Source organism: Terriglobia bacterium (assembly GCA_020072645.1).
Lineage (GTDB): Bacteria > Acidobacteriota > Terriglobia > Terriglobales > Acidobacteriaceae > Angelobacter.
Genome location: JAIQGK010000001.1, coordinates 101,309 through 120,449, shown reverse-complemented (window position 1 = coordinate 120,449; position 19,141 = coordinate 101,309). Strand labels below are relative to the sequence as shown.

The window sequence follows — 19,141 nt, the reverse complement described above, 5'->3', positions numbered from 1 at the left end:
CTCGGACTTCTTACTGGACTGTGCCACGCCAATGTGGAGAAGTCGAGGTGGATGGCGAATACCATCCTGCATCCTGTAATAGCTGTTGCAGTTTCTGCCCGGGATCGTCAGCGCGCATGAGCGTTTCACCAATCAGGAATGCCTGGTACCCGGCGCCGTGCAACTCGCGGATTTCAGAACCGCTATCAATTCCGCTTTCGGCCACGCGAAGCACGTGATTGGGAATGCTCTCCGCCAGATCAATCAGCGTATCCATACTGACCTGAAACGTCTTGAGATTGCGGCTATTCACGCCGATGATATCCGCGCCGCCCTCAATCGCGCGCTTCAACTCCTCTTCGTCGTGGACTTCACACAGGGCATCCAGGTCCAGCGCGCGGGCGTAATCCAGAAGCCGGCGGAACGTAGCATCATCCAGCGCCGCCAGAATTAAGAGGATGGCGTCAGCGTGATGAGCGCGGGCTTCAGTGATTTGAAATTCATCGATAATAAAATCCTTGCGCAGGCAAGGCAGATTGGTAGCGGCAGAAGCCTCCAGCAAATTCGCCAGCGATCCATGAAAAAATTCTTCATCGGTAAGCACTGACAATGCAGACGCTCCGCCACGAGCAAGCTGGTTGGCCAGCGTTCCCACGGGAAAAGTTCCGCGAATCGTTCCTTTGGATGGAGAGGCTTTTTTTAACTCGCCAATCACTGCCGGTCCCAACTGGGACATGGCAGCCAGCCGCTTGCGAAAGCCGCGCGGTATGTGCGCCGCGGCCGCCTTTTCCAAAGGACGCAGCTGTGCCTGTTCCTTGGCGCGGTCAACGCGTTCACGGGTAGCGGCAAGAATCTGGTCCAGAGTGGTCATGGCAGCGGCAGATTCAAGTATATGGCTTTGCCGGAAGAAATCGAAGGAGAAAAGCCGCCCGGCCAGCGAAAATCCGAAATGGAACAGAGATAAAGCTCAGGCCATTTCGAACTAAGGCGTTCCCTGGGCGGCCCCATGTTTGGCCGAGTAAAAGCTATAATTCGCCGCGTGTGCGGGAACGGTCTTCAATCACAATGCCGCCGTTTTCCGTGGTGGCCCTCACCTGCGGGTTTGTGCCGCCCATGCGGAACAATTTGTGTCCGCTGTCCCATGTACGCTCACCGGCATCGCAGGCATTGTCCTTGCAGATGATGGAAGTGTGCTCTGATGCCACGACTTCCAACCCGCCATTAAAGGTCTTGGGCACGGAAACCACCAGGCCGCCGTTGCGGGCATGCGCTTCCAGCCCCTTGCCTTCCCAGCGGTCAGCCAAAGCGAGCGATAGTCCACCGTTTTCCACTTTGGCCGTCACATCTCCCCCACAATCTTTAATAGAGATGCCGCCATTCTGTGCCTGTGCTGTTAATTTTCCGGTGCTGCGCCGGAAGGAGATGCCGCCGTTTTCAGCGTGAGCTTCCGCCGTTCCCGTAAAGTTGGTCAAGGAAACCCCGCCGTTGTGGACGTTGAGATTCAAGTCCGCGTTTCTGGGAGCTTTAACCAAAAGCAGCGTTCCCAGAGAATGATGATTCTCTTCCGGCGTGTGTATGGAGATTTTTGCTCCATTGATTTCCAGCCGCGTATCTGCCAGGATCCGGCGTCCTTCATTTTCATCGTCAACAGCAACCTGCTTGCACAGTTTGAGACTGACTTCCGGCTTGTCCCAGGTAGTGACCTGGATGCCGCCATTGTGCTCTGCCGTAATGGTCAGCGGTTGATTGGGAATGGTCTTGATCTCTTCGTCGCGCACATTCGAGCGATACTCGTCATTTCCAACGCGCAGATGCTCGCGGCAATCGTCACTGGCGGAGTCATCATTCATAGTGACGGTTGAACTGTGCCAGTTGGGGTGCTCTCCAGCGCGAGCCAGAACCATACACAATGGCAATGTAAGGCCCAAAACGATCAGCTTTCTCATTTGTCTACCTCGCAATTCGAGAGGTTAGACCGCGATCTTGAAGAGCGGTTAGCTTAATTTTGAGCGGACGATCAAGGGGAAGTGCACTTCATCCCAAGGCTGGGGTATAGCGATTGCGTGATTGAATCGGCTCGGCCGACTTGCGTGCCGAGTCGCCTGCCTCAGGAGCAGATGATCCTTATCTCTAAGCGAGTTACTCAAGCGGTTTGGAGCGCAGCGACAAAAAAGAAGACGCGATTTACGGCGGCTCGGCCGGCTTGCGCGCCGAGTCGCGCGCATCAGGAGCATAAACGGCTTTGATGGAATCGAAGCACTCAAGCGGTGTGGAGCGCAGCGACAAAAAAAGAAGATCAGGCTGTGATGAGACCGCGCGGTTTTACGTTTTTGCGGATGAACTCTGCAATGTCATCCATCGGCGTACCAGGGTTGAAGATAGCGCTGACGCCGGATTTTTTTAGAAAATCGAAATCCTGTTCTGGAATGATGCCGCCGATCACGAACAGCACGTCATCCATTTTGTTTTGCTTGAGCAGATCAGACACACGCGGAACGATGGCGTTGTGTGCGCCGGAAAGAATGGACAAGCCAATCACGTCCACGTCTTCCTGCAATGCCGAGTTGACAATCATTTCCGGGGTCTGCCGCAGCCCGGTATAGATCACTTCCATGCCGGCGTCGCGCAGTGCGCGGGCAATAACCTTAGCGCCGCGATCATGCCCATCAAGACCGGGTTTGGCAACAAGCACACGGATTTTGCGGTCAGATGACATCTTCTCTGATTCTATCAAAACAGATTAACCACAGAGGGGCACTGAGGATCACAGAGGGGTTAACATCCCGAGCGCAGCAAGGGATCCCTATGGCAACGATAACCTATGAAAGAAATCAAACTCCGGAACATAGAAATTGAGAAAAAGAAAAGCATTGCTTTCCATCGAACTCTTTCAATAGGCACAGCGCAGTAGGCTATATCGATACCAATCTTGTTCAAGGCTGCAGGGATCCCTCACTTGGTTCTGGACTTCAGAACCCTCCGTGTTCCTCTGCGTCCTCTGTGGTTGAGATTTTCGTCTTTCGGCAGCTCCAGGCTCCGCCATAAATACCACGCAGCAAAGCTGCAATACGGGTGCCAGCCTTTAGCGATCTGCTCCACTTGCTTGGGCGTTGGCATCTTGCGTTTTCTATAAGCTTTTTGTATCGCCATGCGCACTCCCAGATCGCCGATGGGAAGCACATTGGGCCGCCGCAAGGAAAACAGCAGGAACATGTGCGCCGTCCACACGCCCACGCCTTTGATATCGGTCAGCGACGCAATCACTTCTTCGTCACTCATGGCGGGAAGCTTGGCAAAATCCACTTTGCCGCTGAGAGCGTGCTCTGCGAGGTCACGGATGTAGCCGAGCTTCTGCCGCGAAAGCCCGGCCCGCCGCATCTCACCCACACTCAGGTTCTGGATCGATTCAGGCGTGAGCGCGCCGCCGGCGGCTTCTTCAAGACGGCCATAGATCGTCCGCGCGGCTTTGGTGCTCAACTGCTGGAACACAATGGCCCGCGCCAGCATTTCAAACGTTGGATCGCGATAGGCCATCTTGCAAGGCCCAACGCGGGCAATAATAGAGGCAAGGATTGCGTCGGATTTCTTGAGATGATCAAGGGCCTTTTTCATGGATGATCGTGATTTTATCATCGCCGAAATCGCCGTCATCGCGCGTAATCGCCGAAATCGGAAACCGTCAACGAAAACGCAGAAATGCGGAAAATTGATACTACTTGTTCAAATGACTGCCAATCTTAAACAAGGCGGCCCGCCTGACTCTTCAGCCGATGCTGCGTTCCACCTCAGGAACGCCTTCGCACGCCACTGGCGGGAAAGCGTGCGTTACTTCGGCTGGTGGCGGTCTTTGCTTGAGATGGCCAGAGCAACATGGGACGCCTTGCTTGAGTTGCTGCCGTCGCGCCGCAAGGCGCGCTTCGGCGATCTCGACTACGACTGGGAGCATTCCATGGACACCACGCGCTCCAATGTCGGCGTGGGCACGCAGTTCCTGGCAGGCGTGATGGCGCGTCCTTATTTTGCGACGGAACCGTGGCTGTTCCGGCAGATCATGCAGGCATTAGCGCTCAGCATTCAGCAATCGGCAATCAGCCAGGGAAACGTTGTCCCAGCCGCGTTGCAAGACTTCACCTTTATCGATCTCGGTTCGGGCAAGGGACGTGCATTGCTGATGGCCGCGCAGTACGGATTTAAAAGGATTATCGGCGTGGAGTTCATGCCGGAGTTGCATCGGGTAGCCCAGGAAAATATCCGCAAATACACGGCGCACCGCACTGAAGCATCTCCTGATCATTTGTGTGGCACAGGCACTCCTGCCTGTGCTGCTGAAATGGTGAGGGATGAAGGCACAGACAAGAGTGTCTGTGCCACAAAAGCTGCATCCATCGAAAGTTTCTGTATGGACGCGCTCGATTTCGAATTTCCCGCCGCCCCGCTGGTGGTCTATCTGTTCAATCCGTTTTCTGAAGCGACGTTTGTGACTGTCCTGGAGAATTTACGAAAGTCTATTGAACATGCGCCGCGGCCGGTTTGCATCGCGTATCGATTCACCGAGCATGAAAAGCTTTTGGCTGAAGCAGGATGGCTGGAAAAAACTGCAGGGACCGAGCAATGGGCGATCTATCAGAATCACCGAGATCGCTCGCGATCGTCCGAACATCTCCGTCGTCGGATCTTCACCACAGGGGGTGCGAAGGTGCAAAGGGAGACTGATCTGTGTTAGACGGCGAGTTCCTGGCTGAATTTAAACGGCTCACTGAGTTGAGATGGAAGAATGCTGCCATCCATCAGGATATCTTTGGATTTCAAGTTCAATCTGGTACGCGATGGCTGCCAGGCCTTTCTATCAACGAGATTGCAAAGTATGAACAGGCTCTGGGCATCGTTGTCCCCAGTGATCTACGGACTTTCCTGCAGTGTGCGAATGGAACAGATTTGCCGTTAGTAAACGTACACGGCTCACCGAAAGAGGTCTTTGGACTATATTCCTACCCGCGGGACTTAAAAGCTGTGCTGCAAAGGATTGCAGAAGTTGAAGCAGATCGTACTGCAATTACTACAGAGCTATCTGAACAAGGATTCACGCTTCGTGCGGAAACAAAGCTGGTTCCAATTTATTTCCATCGCTATATAGCATGTGAATCGAATCCCGCCAACAGCGTTGTTTTATCGATTCACGGCAGAGACGCCATCGTTTATTCAAACTCGATGCACGAGTACTTGGTCAAGGAATTCCTTTGTGACGTCTAGAACGTGGGTGTTGCAGGGATCCCTCAGCGCGCTACGCGGGATTCGGGATTTCAGAAAAAATCCGATCACCAGATCACCCGATCCTACGTAATGCTCACCTCTTCATACGTCCCATACACCTCGCGCAACGCCTGACAAATTTCTCCCCCGGTAGCGTAGGCACGAACGCAGTCGATAATGAACGGCATGGTGTTCGCGTTGCTGATGCGGCCATCGGAACGGACAACTGGCTCCTGGGCTGCGGCCTTCTTTAGCGCGTCCAGGGTACGACGGACATCGTCATTGTTGCGGCGGGCGCGCAAGGCTTTAAGCTTTGCCGTCTGGTGGCGGGCCACGGATTCGTCAATGTAGAGCGTATCCATCTGCTTTTCTTCGACGTCAAAATCGTTTACGCCAACCACAATCTTTTCTTTTGCCTCGACGGCGCGCTGGTACTGGTAAGAAGCTTCAGCAATTTCTTTTTGCGGGAAGCCGTTCTCAATGGCCTTGACCATGCCGCCCATGGCGTCGAGGCGCTCAAAGTAGTCGAACGCGCCTTTCTCCATGTCGAGCGTGAGCTTTTCCAGGAAGTAAGAGCCGGCCAGCGGGTCCACGGTCTGGGCCACGCCGGACTCATACGCAATGATCTGCTGGGTGCGCAGCGCGATGCGCGCGGCTTCCTGCGTGGGCAGCGCCAACGCTTCATCGTAGGAGTCGGTATGCAGAGATTGCGTTCCGCCCAGCACGGCCGCCAGTCCCTGCAGGGCCACGCGGGCGATGTTATTAAGAGGCTGCTGGGCGGTCAGCGACACTCCGGCAGTCTGCGTGTGGAAGCGCATCAGCCATGTGCGCTCCTGCTTTGCGCCAAAGCGGTCTTTCATCAGGCGATACCAGATCTTGCGTGCGGCGCGGAATTTGGCGATCTCTTCAAAGAAGTCGCTATGCGAATTGAAGAAATAGCTCAGGCGCGGGCCAAAGTCGTCCACGTCGAGCCCGCGACGGCGTGCCCACTCCACGTACTCAACGCCGTCATAAATTGTGAACGCCAATTCCTGTAGAGCCGTGGAGCCTGCTTCGCGGATGTGGTATCCGCTGATGGAGATTGAATTAAATTTGGGTGTAAATTTCGATCCGAACTCAAAAGTGTCGATCACCAGGCGCATCGAAGGCGCGGGCGGATAGATATATTCCTTCTGCGCGATGTATTCCTTCAGGATGTCATTCTGCAGCGTGCCGGAAACTTTCTTCCAATCTGCGCCCTGCTTTTCCGCCACCACCAGATACATGGCCCACAGGACGGACGCCGGAGAATTGATCGTCATGGAGACGGTGGTCTTCTCCAAGTCGATTCCGTTGAAGAGGATCTCCATGTCTTCCAGCGAGTCAATGGCGACACCGCACTTGCCGACTTCGCCTTCACTGGCTGCATGGTCAGAGTCATAGCCCATCAGCGTAGGCAGGTCAAATGCGACGGACAGGCCGCCGCCTCCGCTGGCCATCAGGTATTTGTAGCGCTCGTTGGTTTCTTCCGGAGAGGCAAAGCCGGAAAACTGCCGCATGGTCCATAGCCGGCCGCGGTAACCGCTGGAATGAATGCCGCGCGTGTACGGCGCCTGGCCGGGATAGCCAAGGTATTTCTCGTAACTCCAGTCCTCGGGCAGATCGGCCTGGGTATAAAGCCGGCGGATGGGAACACCGCTGATGGTGGTGAATTGCGCGTGGCCACTTTCGTCCAGGTTGACGCCGCTGGCTGCGCCAATCGGTTTTTCCGGCGACTTCTCCAGCGTCTTGGCCAGCGTGGTCTCAGCCCAGCGCTTTTCAGATTCAGAGGGGTGGCGGCCTTCAAAAACGTCCGCGATGGGGCTTTCAGCAATGCCGCTGGGGTCTTTCTTCTTGTTGTGATCTGCCATAGAGAATTCCTGCTCCATCATAGAAGATGCGGAAAAGGCGGGGCAAGGAGCAAAAGATTACTTCAGTCAGGGACGGAAACTTTACAAAACCAAAAGATTGTCTGGTCGCGGCAAAAAATTGGCAGCCTCGCCGGCTGCCAATTGATTTTAGATTTATCGCCGTTCCAGCTCAGTTCACTTTTTTCAGCACAGCCATGTTTTTTTCATCCAGGTTGATCTGGCTGAAAAATTTCTTGAGTTCGTCAATGTGCTCCAGAGAGACCTCGCTGGCCGTCTGCTTGTATTCACGCGTATATTTCAGCACGCCCTCACCGCTCTCAGTCTTGCTGACGTACTCGGCAAACGGGAACGTGACCTTCGCCGGATCGGGCAACTCGTCGACCTTGAAGCCTTCCGGCAGCGAGATCTCCACGGTGTCGCGATCGAGAAAAGGCCCACGGAACTCATAGGCGTAGTGCCGGGGCTTGTTGGCGTCCCACGGCCCAGCCAGTTCGCCGAGCACGCGCGGGCGCACCAGCAGCATGGAGCCTGCGTTCTTGGCATAATGCGCCGCGCTGAAGTTGAACCGGATGATCAAATCCTTATCGAGGTCATCGGCATTGACCAGCTCGTATTTGTCGAGCTGGAAATTGCCGAGCGAATTCGCGACCAGGCGCTCAATGATCTTCTTGCGATCATTTTCGGTTTCGTGCTGGAAAAATGCGCGGCCGATCATGGCGTTGAAGCCGGTGTAGCGCTCCTCGATTTCACCCTGCAGGGTTCCGTCAGGCACGAGCTTGAGCTTGGCGCTGCGAAAGACCCCATTTGCCTCCGGAGGGCTCAGCGGCATGTGAATTAGCTCGCCGCCCTGCTCACCCACCAGAAGCCCATAGTTGTCCTGCTCGTAATACGGAATCTGTCCGAAAGGCACCACGTCATTGGTGGGATCGAAGATTAGCAGGTGCCCGAGCTTGGGATGTTCATAGAGCGCAGACAACGGCATGGAATAGCTTGCTTCGGGCAGGGCTATAGCCAGGATCATGTGATTGAAGGCCCCGGGATTTGCCGGAGTCTTCCCAGTGACCACACCGCGGGTGGCATTCACAATAATGTAATAGGATTTTACGCCGATCTGGGCCAGCATGGTGCTGAGCACGGTGGCCTTGTCTTTGCAATCGCCATAGCGGTGGGCAAAGATATCCGACGCGCTGTGCGGTTTGTAGCCGCCAACTCCGATTTCAATGGCCACATAGCGGACATCATGCTGGGCGAAGCCGGCCAGAGCCTTGATACGCTGTATCAGCGGCATGCTGGCAGGCGCCAGTTCCTGGACTTTTTGCGACAGGGCGGGGCTTGCGCTGCGAACGTCGGAAGAAAGCCCGGTGTACCAAGTCCCGATGTCACTCCAGTTACGGAAGCTCTTGCCTGGGATCTTATCGTTGAAGAAGGTGAATACAGCGCCTCCGGCAAGGCCCATGTGAGGCGGCTGCCGTGGCTCCTTTTCGATGCGTGGGATATCAGTAAGCTGCCACTGCACCGCGCCATTCTCCTCAATCGGCTTTTCTTCCTTGTGATTCATCCACTGCGACTGGAAGCGCCAACCTGAGGCGAGGTGCAGTTCGTAATGCGATCGCTCCACCGGGTCACTTTCCTGAAAATACCAGGTGTCATGGAAGGTGTACGGATGCTCCGCCTCTTCATACTCGAAGCCGACCACAGTGCCCACATCAGTTCCCGGAACGCGGAGGGCCTTGACCTTGGCGTCGGAATAGATCTCATAACTGCTGACGTTCGACTCGAAGACATCAGAGCCCTTGGTTTCGTACTCCTGGCCTTTGCTGGTGATGCTCCAACCGCGGAGATAGTTGACCTTGGAGTCGCCATTGTAAGAGCGGGCATAAGCGCCCTGGTCCCGCCCTTCGGGCCGCAGAATCCTGATCACGCGCCGGCCGTGCCGCACAATATCGCCATTTTCCTTTACAGTGGTGACATTATCGTCCAGCAGAATCACTGCATTTACGTCGTCCGCGTAGGTCTTGGCCGGCTGTCTAGACAATGAACGAAGCCATTCCGGGACCTCAGCCTGAACAAAGCCGTTGGAAAATGAAAAGAGAGCAAAGAAAAACGCTGCGCTAATTGCCTTTTTGAGCACTGGTGCTGCCTCCTACGTGCAATACAGCCTGCTGTTCGTCGCCGGCCTGGACCTTACCAAAGAACGTTTTCAATTCTGAATATTTCTCCACCGGGAAAAAAATCCCATTGAAGGCGAGCTGCCGTTGACTGACAAATTTAATGCCGTCAAAATTGCTCACATTCTGGTACCGGGCAAACGGCAGCTGAGCATCTTCCTTCTGCGGAATGCTCTCCAGCGTAAATCCCGCTGGAACCTGCAAGGTGACAGTATCATTCTCGGTGAAGGGATACGGGAAATAGATTGGATACTTGCGCTGGCCATGAGCAAAGGCCTGATTCTGCTTTGATTGGAAGAGAAATGCCGGGATCAGGAGCCGCTTGCCCGCCAAACTGGCGTAATTCGGCACTTCCACATTGAAGCTCGCTGTGATTGGAGCGTCACCGTCTTCCCATCCCTGGGCCGCGTCCATCTTCACCAGCGAACCGCCGGGGAGCCACTGCTTGACTTCATCTTCCAGGTCTTTCTTGCGGCCGGCTTCATCGCGATCAATTGCGTCCAGGCGGTGCTCCAGAGCTTCCGCGCCCGTGAATTGAAGGACGACAGTGCCTTTGAGGGCGCCGTCTTCGCTCAGGGTCATATTCGCGTTTCGCCTGGTGACCGATTTGTCATAGCCCATGGAAGGCGCCTTGATGAATGTGCCGCCCTTTCGGTCGAGCTTCAGCGCATCAATCTCGGTATGGTTCCAGCGGACGAAGCCATAGGGGCAAAAACGCGTGCCCGGCTCCAGATACATGCTCTTGCCGTTGAGATTGACGGCAGCAATTACGCTGTCAATCTGACGTTGTGAGGTCCAATCGCGGACAAAGAACCGGCGTTTGCGGTCGGGCACCATCACTGGAGTAGCGTCAAAACCGCCGGAACGCGCCATGGCGACAAATAGAAGAGTAAGGTCTTCGAAAGTACCATAACCATGGGCCAGGACATCTCCAACATTGTTGTTTCTCTGGATGTGCTCCGCCTTCCGTTCTTCAGTGGTGCGGGGCCGCTCGAAAGTCAAATTGCGCAGCTGCTGCACGCGCTCATAGATTTTGCGCAGCTTCATGCCGGGCTCGGTCTCGCTACCGATGGCCTTCAGGGCAGCTTCTTTCACGCCTTTATCCGCGGCCATATATCTTTCGTACGCTTCGTAATACAGTTTTCCTAAGTCAAGCCATTCCTTGTCGACGTCCACTTTCCCTACGCGCCCAGTAAAGAAAATGACGCTGGGCTTGAAATTGTTCTCCGGCGGCATGAACTCTTCAGATTCAAACGGCGGGATATTGGTCAACTCCAAACCTCTGTCGGCGCCATTCTCACGCAGTTTTTCCCTGAAGTCTTTCATGTTGAGCATGATCTGGCTGAGGCGCTCGCCCCCGGAATCAAAACTGGGCCGAGTGGGGCTCTGGTAGCGCGTTCCTGTATCGGGCTGATAGTAGAGGCTCTCTTTCACGGTGAAGAGTTCGCTCTGGATATCCCACGCATCGCGCACAGGAATCTTGAGATCGACAAGAACAGGTATGTTCAGGGTGGCGCGGTACTTGTATTCGATAATGCTGCCTACGCTCACCTCGGGCATACTGAAAGCTTTGACAGAGTCTTTGATTCCGCGTCCCTTAAACCTAACTTTCTCGAACACCTTACCGTTGAATTCCACGATGGAACCGTCCGGCTTGATGGTGCGCGCCTTGAGGTCGCTGATCTCCTCTACAAAGTCTCCGAACGTAAGAATGGGGATCTCCACATCCGCGTAGCTACTGCCGCCAGCGATCGCCTTTTCATTCAGGATCTTAATGCGCTCGTAAAAAAAACACGAAGCTGTGTTGTCATTGATGTACTGCGCATGGTAAAGCCTTACCGCTGAAGCGCCTTTGTTTCCGGGAACCTCTTTATACTGCAGGTCCTGTGGAGTGATTGGAAGCCAGTCTTCTTTTTGGGCAAAAGAAGCAAGGGAAACAACAAAGCAAAGAACCAGCAGACAAGGACGTACAATTCGCATCCTGAAACCTCAAATAGACTGAATTCAATGGGCGCAGCACCATTGGCACAAGGGGGGAAGTGTAAAGATATATACACCAAAACTGCCGGTTTTACCAGAGTTCCTCATCAGTCTAGCGTTAAGTTCTTCTAAAACTTAAGGCCCTTCACATGATATTGCTATGGGGCGTTGGAATGGGAAGGTATCCCACTTTCATGGCTAGCGCTGCCTCCGATCAGTACAGCTTGCTGTTCGTCGCCGGCCTGGACCTTGCTAAAGAAATCCTTAACTTCAGGATAGAGTTCCAGCTTGAAGAAAATACCATTCACCTGCAATATCCGCTGGGTGACCAGCTGTTTGCCATCAAACTGCGCCACATTCTGATAGCCCGCATAGCCTAAACGGGCGGTTTGCGCCTGCGGCGTGTTTTCCAGAGTGTAGCCATCCGGAAGCTTGATGTTAACCCGGTCAACTTCACCAAACGCGTACGGAAAATAGACGGGGTATTTACGATCCACATGCTTAAAAGCGTCCATTTGTCTGGCCTGAAAGAGATAAGCTGGGACCAGAAAACGCTTGCCTGCGGCGGAGGCGTACCCCGGCATTTCAACGCTGAAGTTTGCCATGAGTGGGCCATCGCTGGTTTCCCAACCTTCCGATTTTGTCAGCTTAATGATGGCCCCGGTAGGAAGCCAGCCCTGCAGCTCATCTTCCAGGTCTGCCTTCCTTCCCGCTTCGTCTGTATCCAGTTCGTCCAGACGGTGCTCCAGCGCTTCCCCGCCTTCAAACTTCACGGTGATTGTTCCCGTCAAATTACCATCTCTATCGAGCGCCATTTCCGCATTGCGCCGGGTTGTGGCTTTGTCATAACTTGCGGCTGGAGCTGTGACAAAAACGCCGCCTTTTTTATCCAGCTTGAGGCCCTGGGTAGAAGTACGAATCCAGCGCAGGTACCCGTAAGAGCAAAACCTGGTTCCGGGATCAAGATAAATGTCTTTACCCGCCAGATTGACGACCGCAATCTCCGTATCGAGCTGCCGCCTGGAAAGCAGCCCTTTATCAAAGAATTTGCTCTTGCGGTCGCCCACACGCACAATGGAGGCTTCAAAACCGGCAGAGCGGGCCAGCGCCACAAACAAGCGCGTTATGTCGTCGCGATAGCCGGTGCCCCGGGCGAGAACATCGCCTGCATTCTGGTTTAACTTCAGCTTTTCCTTCTTTTGTTCCTCTTCGGTCCGTTCCCGCTCATAGGTCAGGTTCCTGATCTGCTGCGCTCGCGCATAGAGCTTGCGGAGTTTCTGCTCGGGATCGGTTTCATTGCCAATGGCCTGAGCAGCAGCCTGGCTAATCTCTTTGCGATTACCAATGAACCGTTCCGCTTCATCATTCCATCGCCGTCCGGCATCCTGCCAGAATTTATCCGGCGTGGAACTTGCCAAGCTGATATAAAAAAATCGCATTTGCGGCTTGAGATCTTCTTCCGGCGGCATATACCCCTCAGACTCAAAAGCCGGCATGTTCTCAACATCCAGTTCATAGCCTCCGCTCTTCTGTACTGGCTTGATGTTATTGGGCATGTGCGAGTAGAGAGCCGCTACCTGATATCCATTTTCAAATCCTTCCAGCCCCCCGGAATAAGGTTTCATGCGGAAGCTTTCTTTCACGGTATAGAGTTCGTGCTGGATGGTCCAGGAGTTGTCGATAATGATGCCGGGCCAATCGACGTGATACTTATATTCGATGATGCTGCCTACGCTGACCTCCGGCATGGTAAATGCCTTGGCCAAAACCTTTACGCCCCGCGTTTTGATTACGATTTTTTGAAACGGTTTTCCGGTAAAGTCCGTGATTCTTCCGTCTGGCTGTATGGTGCGCGCCTTCAAGCTGGAAATTGATCCATCGGGCGGTACCACCAGCTCCACGTCAGCATGGCCTTTTCCTTTTTCATTCAATACCTTAATGCGGACATAGAAGAATTCGGTCTGCTGCTCATCATTGATGAAATCAGCATAGTAAAGCTGGACGGCATCCGCACCGGGATTGCCGGGAACCTGTTTTAGCTCCAGATCCTGCTTAGTAATGGGTTGCCAGTCTTCTTTCTGGGCCCGAGCGGGCGCCACGAAAACCGTGAAAAGAACAAATAATAGACATAGCCGGACAGGATTCAACGCAAGCACCTCAGCACTGTTTAAGGGGGGATTTTGTTTGCAAACTATATAACAAGAAAGGCAATCTGACCAGAGTCTCTGGCCCATTTTTTGAGCCGGCCCAGAATGGTTCTCCGGTCATTTCCGTATGCTGGAATTTTTGATCTAGTCGCGCCGCAGGACGGCCTGGCCCTCGTCTCCTTTTTGGACCACGGTGAAAAAGTTTTTAAGCTCCTCATACTTATCCGGCGGTAACTCGGTTTCCTTGAAATTCAACTCGCGCTCGGTGGTTAGCTCATGGTCCTTCACTTCAGAAGAAATTTCGTATCCAGCATAGGAAAGACCTATTTTGCGCCGATAAGGGGGCTCTTCCACTGCGTAAGCTTCAGGCAGTTCCATTGTCAGCTCATCCTCTTCAGTAAATGGAGAAGGAAAGCTGATGGGGTAGCGGCGAAATTGGCTGAGAAACATATTCTTCTGGAGAGTAGAAAAGGAAAATGCCGGCAACAACAAGCGCTTTCCGGTCAGTGACGCGAAGGATGGGATTTCAATCTTAAATCGCGCCACCAATGGATCGTCAATCGAATCCCAGCCTTTGGAATCGTGCAACTTGACTACAGCCGCCTGGGGAAGCCATCCTTTCACTTCATCCTCCAGGCCCTTGCGACGCCCAGCATCGTCCTGATTCAGCGCTTCCAGCCGGTGTTCCAGCGCGTCTGCTCCCTTGAACTCCACGGAGAGTTCACCATTTAAGCTGCCATTGCTATCCACCGTAACATGGGCTGTTCGGCGCAATACTGAACTTTGGGCCTGCGGCGTGGTAATGAAACCGCCATTACTCGTACTATATTTCAGCGCGCTCGTTCCGCTGTTCCGCCATCGCAGAAGTCCAAATGGACAAAACATGGTCCCCGGATCCAGAACGAAGTCCTTTCCGCCCGAACTGACCATAACCGCACTGGAATCAAGCTGTCCTGCCCAAAGGATGACCTTATTGAACGAACGCTCCCCGCGGTCCGACACACCAAGCATATTGGCGTCAAAACCAGCTGCTCGAGCCAGGGCCGCAAAGGTGGCATTGACTTCCCACGACGTGCCATAGCCCTGTTGCAGAACTTCCTGCGCGCTGGAATGGCGTTTGAGATGTTCTTCTTTATTCTCCTGGTCTGTTCGCTTCCGCTCGAAGGTAAGATTCCGGATTTGCTGGGCGCGCGTGTACAGCCGGCGCAGCTTTTTTTCGGGATCGGTTTCACCGCTTGTGGCCTGCGTGACAGCGTCGTGGATTTGGCGAGCGTTACCGATGAATTTATCCACGTATTCTGTGGTCGACTTCTGCCATTCATCCCAGAAGCTATCAGGAGAGGACATTTCCCGTCCGCCATAGTAGAACAACAGGACGGGCCGGAAATCGTCCTCTGGCGGCATGTATTCCTCGGCATCAAATTTGGGAACATTCTGGAGTTCAAGCTCCATCAGGTTCCCTTCTTTTCTCTCCGGCACATTAGGATCAATCTGGTTCAGGTAGGAATAAGAAACCTTCGACCTGGGGATGACGCTTCTCCATTCACTGGGCACCATCACAAGCCCCTGGTAAGCACGAAAGCGGAGATTCTCCTTCAGGGTAAACAGATCCCCCTGGATCGGCCACGCTGAGATGGGACTAACTACGCGAGGAGGCAATGCAATCACATATCGATATTCGATGATGCTACCTACGGTGACATCCGGCAATGTGAATGCCCGAGCTACCAACTTTACTCCCCGAGTCTTGATGATGACTTTTTCAAAGGGCTTGCCGGTAAAATCTACAATCGTCTGGTCTGGGTGAATGGTCCGCGCCGCTAGTTCTTTGAGCGATTGTCCAGGTTGAAGAGTGATCTCCACATCCACCAGGCTCTTCCCCGGTTGCAGCGCCCCTTCACGCAAGATTTTGATGCGCTTGTAAACAGAAATGAATTTGGCGTCATCATCCTTGTAATAGCTCATGTAGAGCTGGATAGCATCTGCACCCCGGTCATTAGGGACCTCCTTAATCGATAGGTCCTGCTGGGTGATTGGCAACCATCCTTCCGGATATCCCTTGTCATTAGATTTAGCGAAGACACTCAATCCTGAGATCAGGAGAAGCAACACGAAGGCTTGCTGGCGTGACATGGATTCAGCTCCATCAAAAGCTTGGGTGGGGGTTACAAGGGGGTTGGAAGAATATATATCAGGTTGTTGCACAAATTCCAGAGTTTTACCGACGAGAAAGCGAGCGGATCTTCAACGTAAAGATCGACAAATAAAACCGGCCAGCCTAAAAAGGCCAGCCGGCGGTGTTCAACGATTTAAAAGTAGGTAGTGGGCAATTTTAAGAGACCCATTACCTAAAAATATTATTTCGGCGGTTGCTGCTGCGCCGGAGTGTTGGTTTCCTGAAGAGCGGTCTTGTTAGGAATAATGCCTGGTACATTTGGCTCTGTGTGGATCTCTCCCGTGACAGCCTCATCGAGCTTAATATTGTTGCGTTCAAGGGTCTGGGCAGTGTCCCTATCCAGAAGGACCTTGGACTTTGCGTAGTTGGTCATGGCCGCTACAAGGGCGGATTCTGACGCCGCAAGATCGCGCTCATCCTGCAAAACTGCCAGATACGTTGACGCGCCCAGATTGTACTTCTTCTGCTCAGCATCAAGAGTCTGGGAGGCGAGTTCACGCGCCTTTTGCGCCGCCGCGACGCGAGCCCGGTTCTGTTCGACCGTGAAAGCGTCATTGCGGACAGTGAACGCAATCTGGTTTTCCAGCGACTTCAAGGCCAACTGAGACTGCCTGAATTCCAAACGGGAACGGACCTGCGTGGCCTGCGCCGCACGATTTCCCAACGGAATCTGGATGTTGATGGCGACACCTTTATCTGGCGCGCTGGAATTGAAGAGATTAGTGAAGGCGTCTCCGAATCCCGTGGTGGGAACAGTGCCGGGCAGAAGGCACTGATTGACAGCGGGATTTTGACCCGCGGCGCAGGTTCCCAGCGGGTTTTGCACGCCGGCAATCGACGATGCGCCGTAAAAACCGACAAGATCAATCACGGGCAGAAGTCCATTATTCGCGCCCTTGATATTGATTTCACCATTCTTCAAGTTGATTTTTTGCTGGTTGTAGTCAGGACGGTTCGCCAGCGCCTGTTGAATCAAATCATCGACTGGCGGAAGGTTCTCCTGTGCCGGAATCTGAATTGTGTCCGTGGGAATTACGTCAGCCTGCACTACCGGGGAATTGCCGGCCAGGCTGCGAGTGAGGGCATTCTTGATTACCAGTTGCTGAAGTTGCAGATTGGTCCTGGAAATGATCAGGTCCTGCTCCGCTGTAGCCACGCTACTCTGAGCGCGGACAACGTCAAGCGGCGCCAACGTGCCGATTTCCACCTGTTTCTGGTTGTCTGAAAGCGTCTTTTGCGCCAGTCCAAGCGAACGCTCTTTTACCTTGAAATCTTCGTAGGCGTTTACCAGGTCCCAATAGATGTTCTGAATCTGGCTTACCGTAACGATTACCTGCTGCCGGAAGCCTTCTTCTGTAATCTTCTTATTGTTCTTTGCCTGCCGGATCAAACGAGTGTTGAGCGATGGACCAAAGCCTTGCAGAAGATGTTGCCGAATCTGCGCCCGGAAGCTCGATTGCAAATCCGGGTTGGTAAAATTGCGCGCGCTGTTGGAGGTAAAACGCTGGTTATTGAAACCCACGGTCAGAGCGGTGCCGGGAGAAAAACCCTGGGAGTAGCTGACGTTGCCGGTCGTCGTATTCTGGTTGAGAACGGCAGTGCCTGTGGTAACTGCGTTGGACAGAGGGAAGACCGCACGCTCAAAACTGAGCGTCCCGCTGATGACAGGATCAAAGCTATCGGGCTGCGGGCCTGCGCCACTGGTGCTTCCGACGAAACCGCCCGCACCGACGCCTGCTCCACCGGAACCTGCTGTTGTGCCGCCCGCGCCGGCGCCCGTGACACCGGACCCTACCCCACCAACACCTCCGCCTGGAGTATTTTGTACGACGCCTGTATTGGTGCCCAGGAATGATTGTCCTGCTTTGGTGCGCAGGATGTCAGTATCGGCAATGGGCAAATTGTAGCGTTGCACCGCGATATCAAGGTTGTCTGCCAGAGCAATGGCGATCGCGTCATTCAATGACAGCAGCAGCTTGCCGTTTTGGATCAACTGCTCGATCTTCGGCGCGTTCGTAAACGATGGCGGTGGTACCTCGCGCGGAATATAGCGTGCGAATGGATTCGGAAGCAGCGGCGACGGCCTGGAGTAGTCGACATGCGTTGGCTGCGGCAGCTTCTTTGGCTCGGGAGCATTCGGCGTCGCAGTGCCAGGTTGTTGGCTTCCGGACTGTTGTCCCGCCACCGGCATGGCCTGCATCGTCAGTCCGGTATTCGCCTGTTGTGCGACTGCCGGGAACGTCAATAAACACACCACCGAGACTACTTTTCTAGCATTACTGCGGATAAATCCTACAGACATTCTTTTTCTCCAGATCTCATGTAGCTGGCTGATTGATAAATTTATAGAGACTGTAATTTTCAGGTTCCGTCACCTTTGCTCACTCAAGATACGCGGGAACCCCCTTTGCGGTTCCAGACTGAAACTGTCAGTGTTGCGGAAACCCGTTAGTATATCGGCTCAGTGCTGCTTTAGGCGTTAAAAAGTGTTGGGGGAACCCGGCTTGCGAAATCTCAAACTCACGCTCGCTTACGATGGTCACGACTTCGCCGGATGGCAGGTCCAGCCCGACCGACTGTCCGTTCAGGGGACACTGGTGTCCGCTTTCGAACACCTCACGGGCGAAAAAACTCTCCCGCAAGGCTCTGGCCGCACCGATGCAGGCGTCCACGCGCTCGCTCAAGTCGCCACCGTAACCACTAATTCTCCCATTCCGGTCGACAACCTGGTTCGCGCTTTAAATGACATTCTTCCCCGCTCCATACGCGTTCTTGCCGCGGAAGAAATGCCGCCTGAATTCCACGCGCGCCGCTCGGCTATCGCCAAAACTTACCGATACCACATCTATCGTGGAGCAATTTGCTCTCCATTCCAGGCGCGCTATGTTTACCACCATCCTTATCCGCTCAACGAATCGCTCATGATCCAGGCCGCCGCCCTCGTTGAAGGCGAGCATGACTTCACCAGCTTCGCCGCCGTCGATCCAGAAAAACGCAAAGAAACTCTTGCAGCCGATCAAGAGACTCTCGCGGCAAATGCCGGACTTGAACCCAACAACGTCCGCACCATCTTTCTCTCCCAATGGCAGCGCCACGCCGACGAATTGATCTATACCGTCCGCGGCAACGGATTTCTTCACCACATGGTGCGCAACCTCGTCGGAACATTTCTCATGGTCGGCAAAGGCAGCCTCTCAGTCGCCGATGTCCGGCGCATTCTTGAACTCCGTGACCGCTCCGCCGCCGCAGCCACCGCCCCAGCGAGCGGACTGTTCCTGGTGAGCGTTGAGTACTAACATCCACCACGGAGACACTGAGGCAGGGAGAAAACCAAAAGATTTTAACCACAAGGACACGAAGGAAACCTTTCCTTGCGCCGCAGGCCCGCGCGCAGCTGCTCCCATCAGGCCCGATTTTGGCTTGCTGGGACGCAATGCAGCGAAGCGCGCGCAAAAAATCCTCTTCCGCGTCTACACTGCTCGCCCTCATAAACCGCGCAATTTTCCCGCGCTCGTGCGATCTACTTAGGACCGCTCTCAGGTTACTTTGGGC

The 19,141-nt window shown here is 54.1% G+C and carries 13 protein-coding genes; 3 read left to right on the top strand and 10 right to left on the bottom strand.

Going from position 1 to position 19,141, the window contains the following annotated elements:
* Positions 1-10: 10 nt before the first annotated feature.
* The 4 genes from trpC to LAO76_00495 all read right to left on the bottom strand — a co-directional run bounded on the left by trpC (position 11) and on the right by LAO76_00495 (position 3,591).
* On the bottom strand, positions 11-850 hold the full coding sequence (trpC, locus tag LAO76_00510) for an indole-3-glycerol phosphate synthase TrpC (protein MBZ5489396.1): 840 nt from the start codon (positions 848-850) through the stop codon (positions 11-13).
* Positions 851-1,004: 154 nt separating this feature from the next.
* The gene (locus LAO76_00505; GenBank protein ID MBZ5489395.1) at positions 1,005-1,925 is read right to left on the bottom strand and encodes a hypothetical protein; all 921 of its coding nucleotides are present in this window, start codon (positions 1,923-1,925) and stop codon (positions 1,005-1,007) included.
* A gap of 350 nt (positions 1,926-2,275) precedes the next feature.
* Positions 2,276-2,695: a cobalamin B12-binding domain-containing protein gene (locus tag LAO76_00500; GenBank protein MBZ5489394.1), complete on the bottom strand. Its 420-nt coding sequence runs from the start codon at positions 2,693-2,695 to the stop codon at positions 2,276-2,278.
* Between the two features lie 236 nt (positions 2,696-2,931).
* Positions 2,932-3,591: a DNA-3-methyladenine glycosylase gene (locus LAO76_00495; protein MBZ5489393.1), complete on the bottom strand. Its 660-nt coding sequence runs from the start codon at positions 3,589-3,591 to the stop codon at positions 2,932-2,934.
* A 337-nt stretch (positions 3,592-3,928) separates the two neighbouring features.
* Between LAO76_00495 and LAO76_00490 the strand changes: the two genes are divergently transcribed.
* Together LAO76_00490 and LAO76_00485 are read left to right on the top strand one after the other, a co-directional pair.
* Positions 3,929-4,702 (top strand): class I SAM-dependent methyltransferase, encoded by a 774-nt coding sequence (locus tag LAO76_00490; GenBank protein MBZ5489392.1) that lies wholly within the window; start codon positions 3,929-3,931, stop codon positions 4,700-4,702.
* On the top strand, positions 4,696-5,229 hold the full coding sequence (locus LAO76_00485; GenBank protein ID MBZ5489391.1) for an SMI1/KNR4 family protein: 534 nt from the start codon (positions 4,696-4,698) through the stop codon (positions 5,227-5,229). Before LAO76_00490 ends, LAO76_00485 begins: the two co-directional genes overlap by 7 nt.
* An 83-nt stretch (positions 5,230-5,312) precedes the next feature.
* Here LAO76_00485 and LAO76_00480 read toward each other — a convergent pair whose 3' ends face one another.
* From LAO76_00480 to LAO76_00455, 6 genes are all read right to left on the bottom strand, one after another.
* Positions 5,313-6,992 (bottom strand): methylmalonyl-CoA mutase family protein, encoded by a 1,680-nt coding sequence (locus tag LAO76_00480; protein ID MBZ5489390.1) that lies wholly within the window; start codon positions 6,990-6,992, stop codon positions 5,313-5,315.
* A gap of 295 nt (positions 6,993-7,287) precedes the next feature.
* Complete coding sequence (locus LAO76_00475) at positions 7,288-9,249, bottom strand: DUF3857 domain-containing protein (GenBank protein ID MBZ5489389.1); 1,962 nt, start codon at positions 9,247-9,249, stop codon at positions 7,288-7,290.
* Positions 9,230-11,266, bottom strand: a complete 2,037-nt coding sequence (locus LAO76_00470) for a DUF3857 and transglutaminase domain-containing protein (protein ID MBZ5489388.1) — start codon at positions 11,264-11,266, stop codon at positions 9,230-9,232. The genes LAO76_00475 and LAO76_00470 overlap by 20 nt, the downstream gene beginning before the upstream one ends.
* Positions 11,267-11,424: 158 nt before the next feature.
* Positions 11,425-13,365 (bottom strand): DUF3857 and transglutaminase domain-containing protein, encoded by a 1,941-nt coding sequence (locus LAO76_00465; protein ID MBZ5489387.1) that lies wholly within the window; start codon positions 13,363-13,365, stop codon positions 11,425-11,427.
* 192 nt (positions 13,366-13,557) lie between these two features.
* The gene (locus tag LAO76_00460; protein ID MBZ5489386.1) at positions 13,558-15,546 is read right to left on the bottom strand and encodes a DUF3857 domain-containing protein; all 1,989 of its coding nucleotides are present in this window, start codon (positions 15,544-15,546) and stop codon (positions 13,558-13,560) included.
* 224 nt (positions 15,547-15,770) lie between these two features.
* Positions 15,771-17,891 (bottom strand): TolC family protein, encoded by a 2,121-nt coding sequence (locus LAO76_00455; protein MBZ5489385.1) that lies wholly within the window; start codon positions 17,889-17,891, stop codon positions 15,771-15,773.
* Positions 17,892-18,093: 202 nt separating this feature from the next.
* Between LAO76_00455 and truA the strand changes: the two genes are divergently transcribed.
* On the top strand, positions 18,094-18,885 hold the full coding sequence (gene truA / locus LAO76_00450) for a tRNA pseudouridine(38-40) synthase TruA (GenBank protein MBZ5489384.1): 792 nt from the start codon (positions 18,094-18,096) through the stop codon (positions 18,883-18,885).
* Positions 18,886-19,141 lie beyond the last annotated feature (256 nt).

Bases quoted from the DNA above. Each gene is read 5' to 3' on its own strand.
- trpC (MBZ5489396.1), bottom strand. From the start codon at position 850: ATGACCACTCTGGACCAGATTCTTGCCGCTACCCGTGAACGCGTTGAC.
- LAO76_00505 (MBZ5489395.1), bottom strand. From the start codon at position 1,925: ATGAGAAAGCTGATCGTTTTGGGCCTTACATTGCCATTGTGTATGGTT.
- LAO76_00500 (MBZ5489394.1), bottom strand. From the start codon at position 2,695: ATGTCATCTGACCGCAAAATCCGTGTGCTTGTTGCCAAACCCGGTCTT.
- LAO76_00495 (MBZ5489393.1), bottom strand. From the start codon at position 3,591: ATGAAAAAGGCCCTTGATCATCTCAAGAAATCCGACGCAATCCTTGCC.
- LAO76_00490 (MBZ5489392.1), top strand. From the start codon at position 3,929: ATGGACACCACGCGCTCCAATGTCGGCGTGGGCACGCAGTTCCTGGCA.
- LAO76_00470 (MBZ5489388.1), bottom strand. From the start codon at position 11,266: ATGCGAATTGTACGTCCTTGTCTGCTGGTTCTTTGCTTTGTTGTTTCC.
- LAO76_00460 (MBZ5489386.1), bottom strand. From the start codon at position 15,546: ATGTCACGCCAGCAAGCCTTCGTGTTGCTTCTCCTGATCTCAGGATTG.
- LAO76_00455 (MBZ5489385.1), bottom strand. From the start codon at position 17,891: ATGTCTGTAGGATTTATCCGCAGTAATGCTAGAAAAGTAGTCTCGGTG.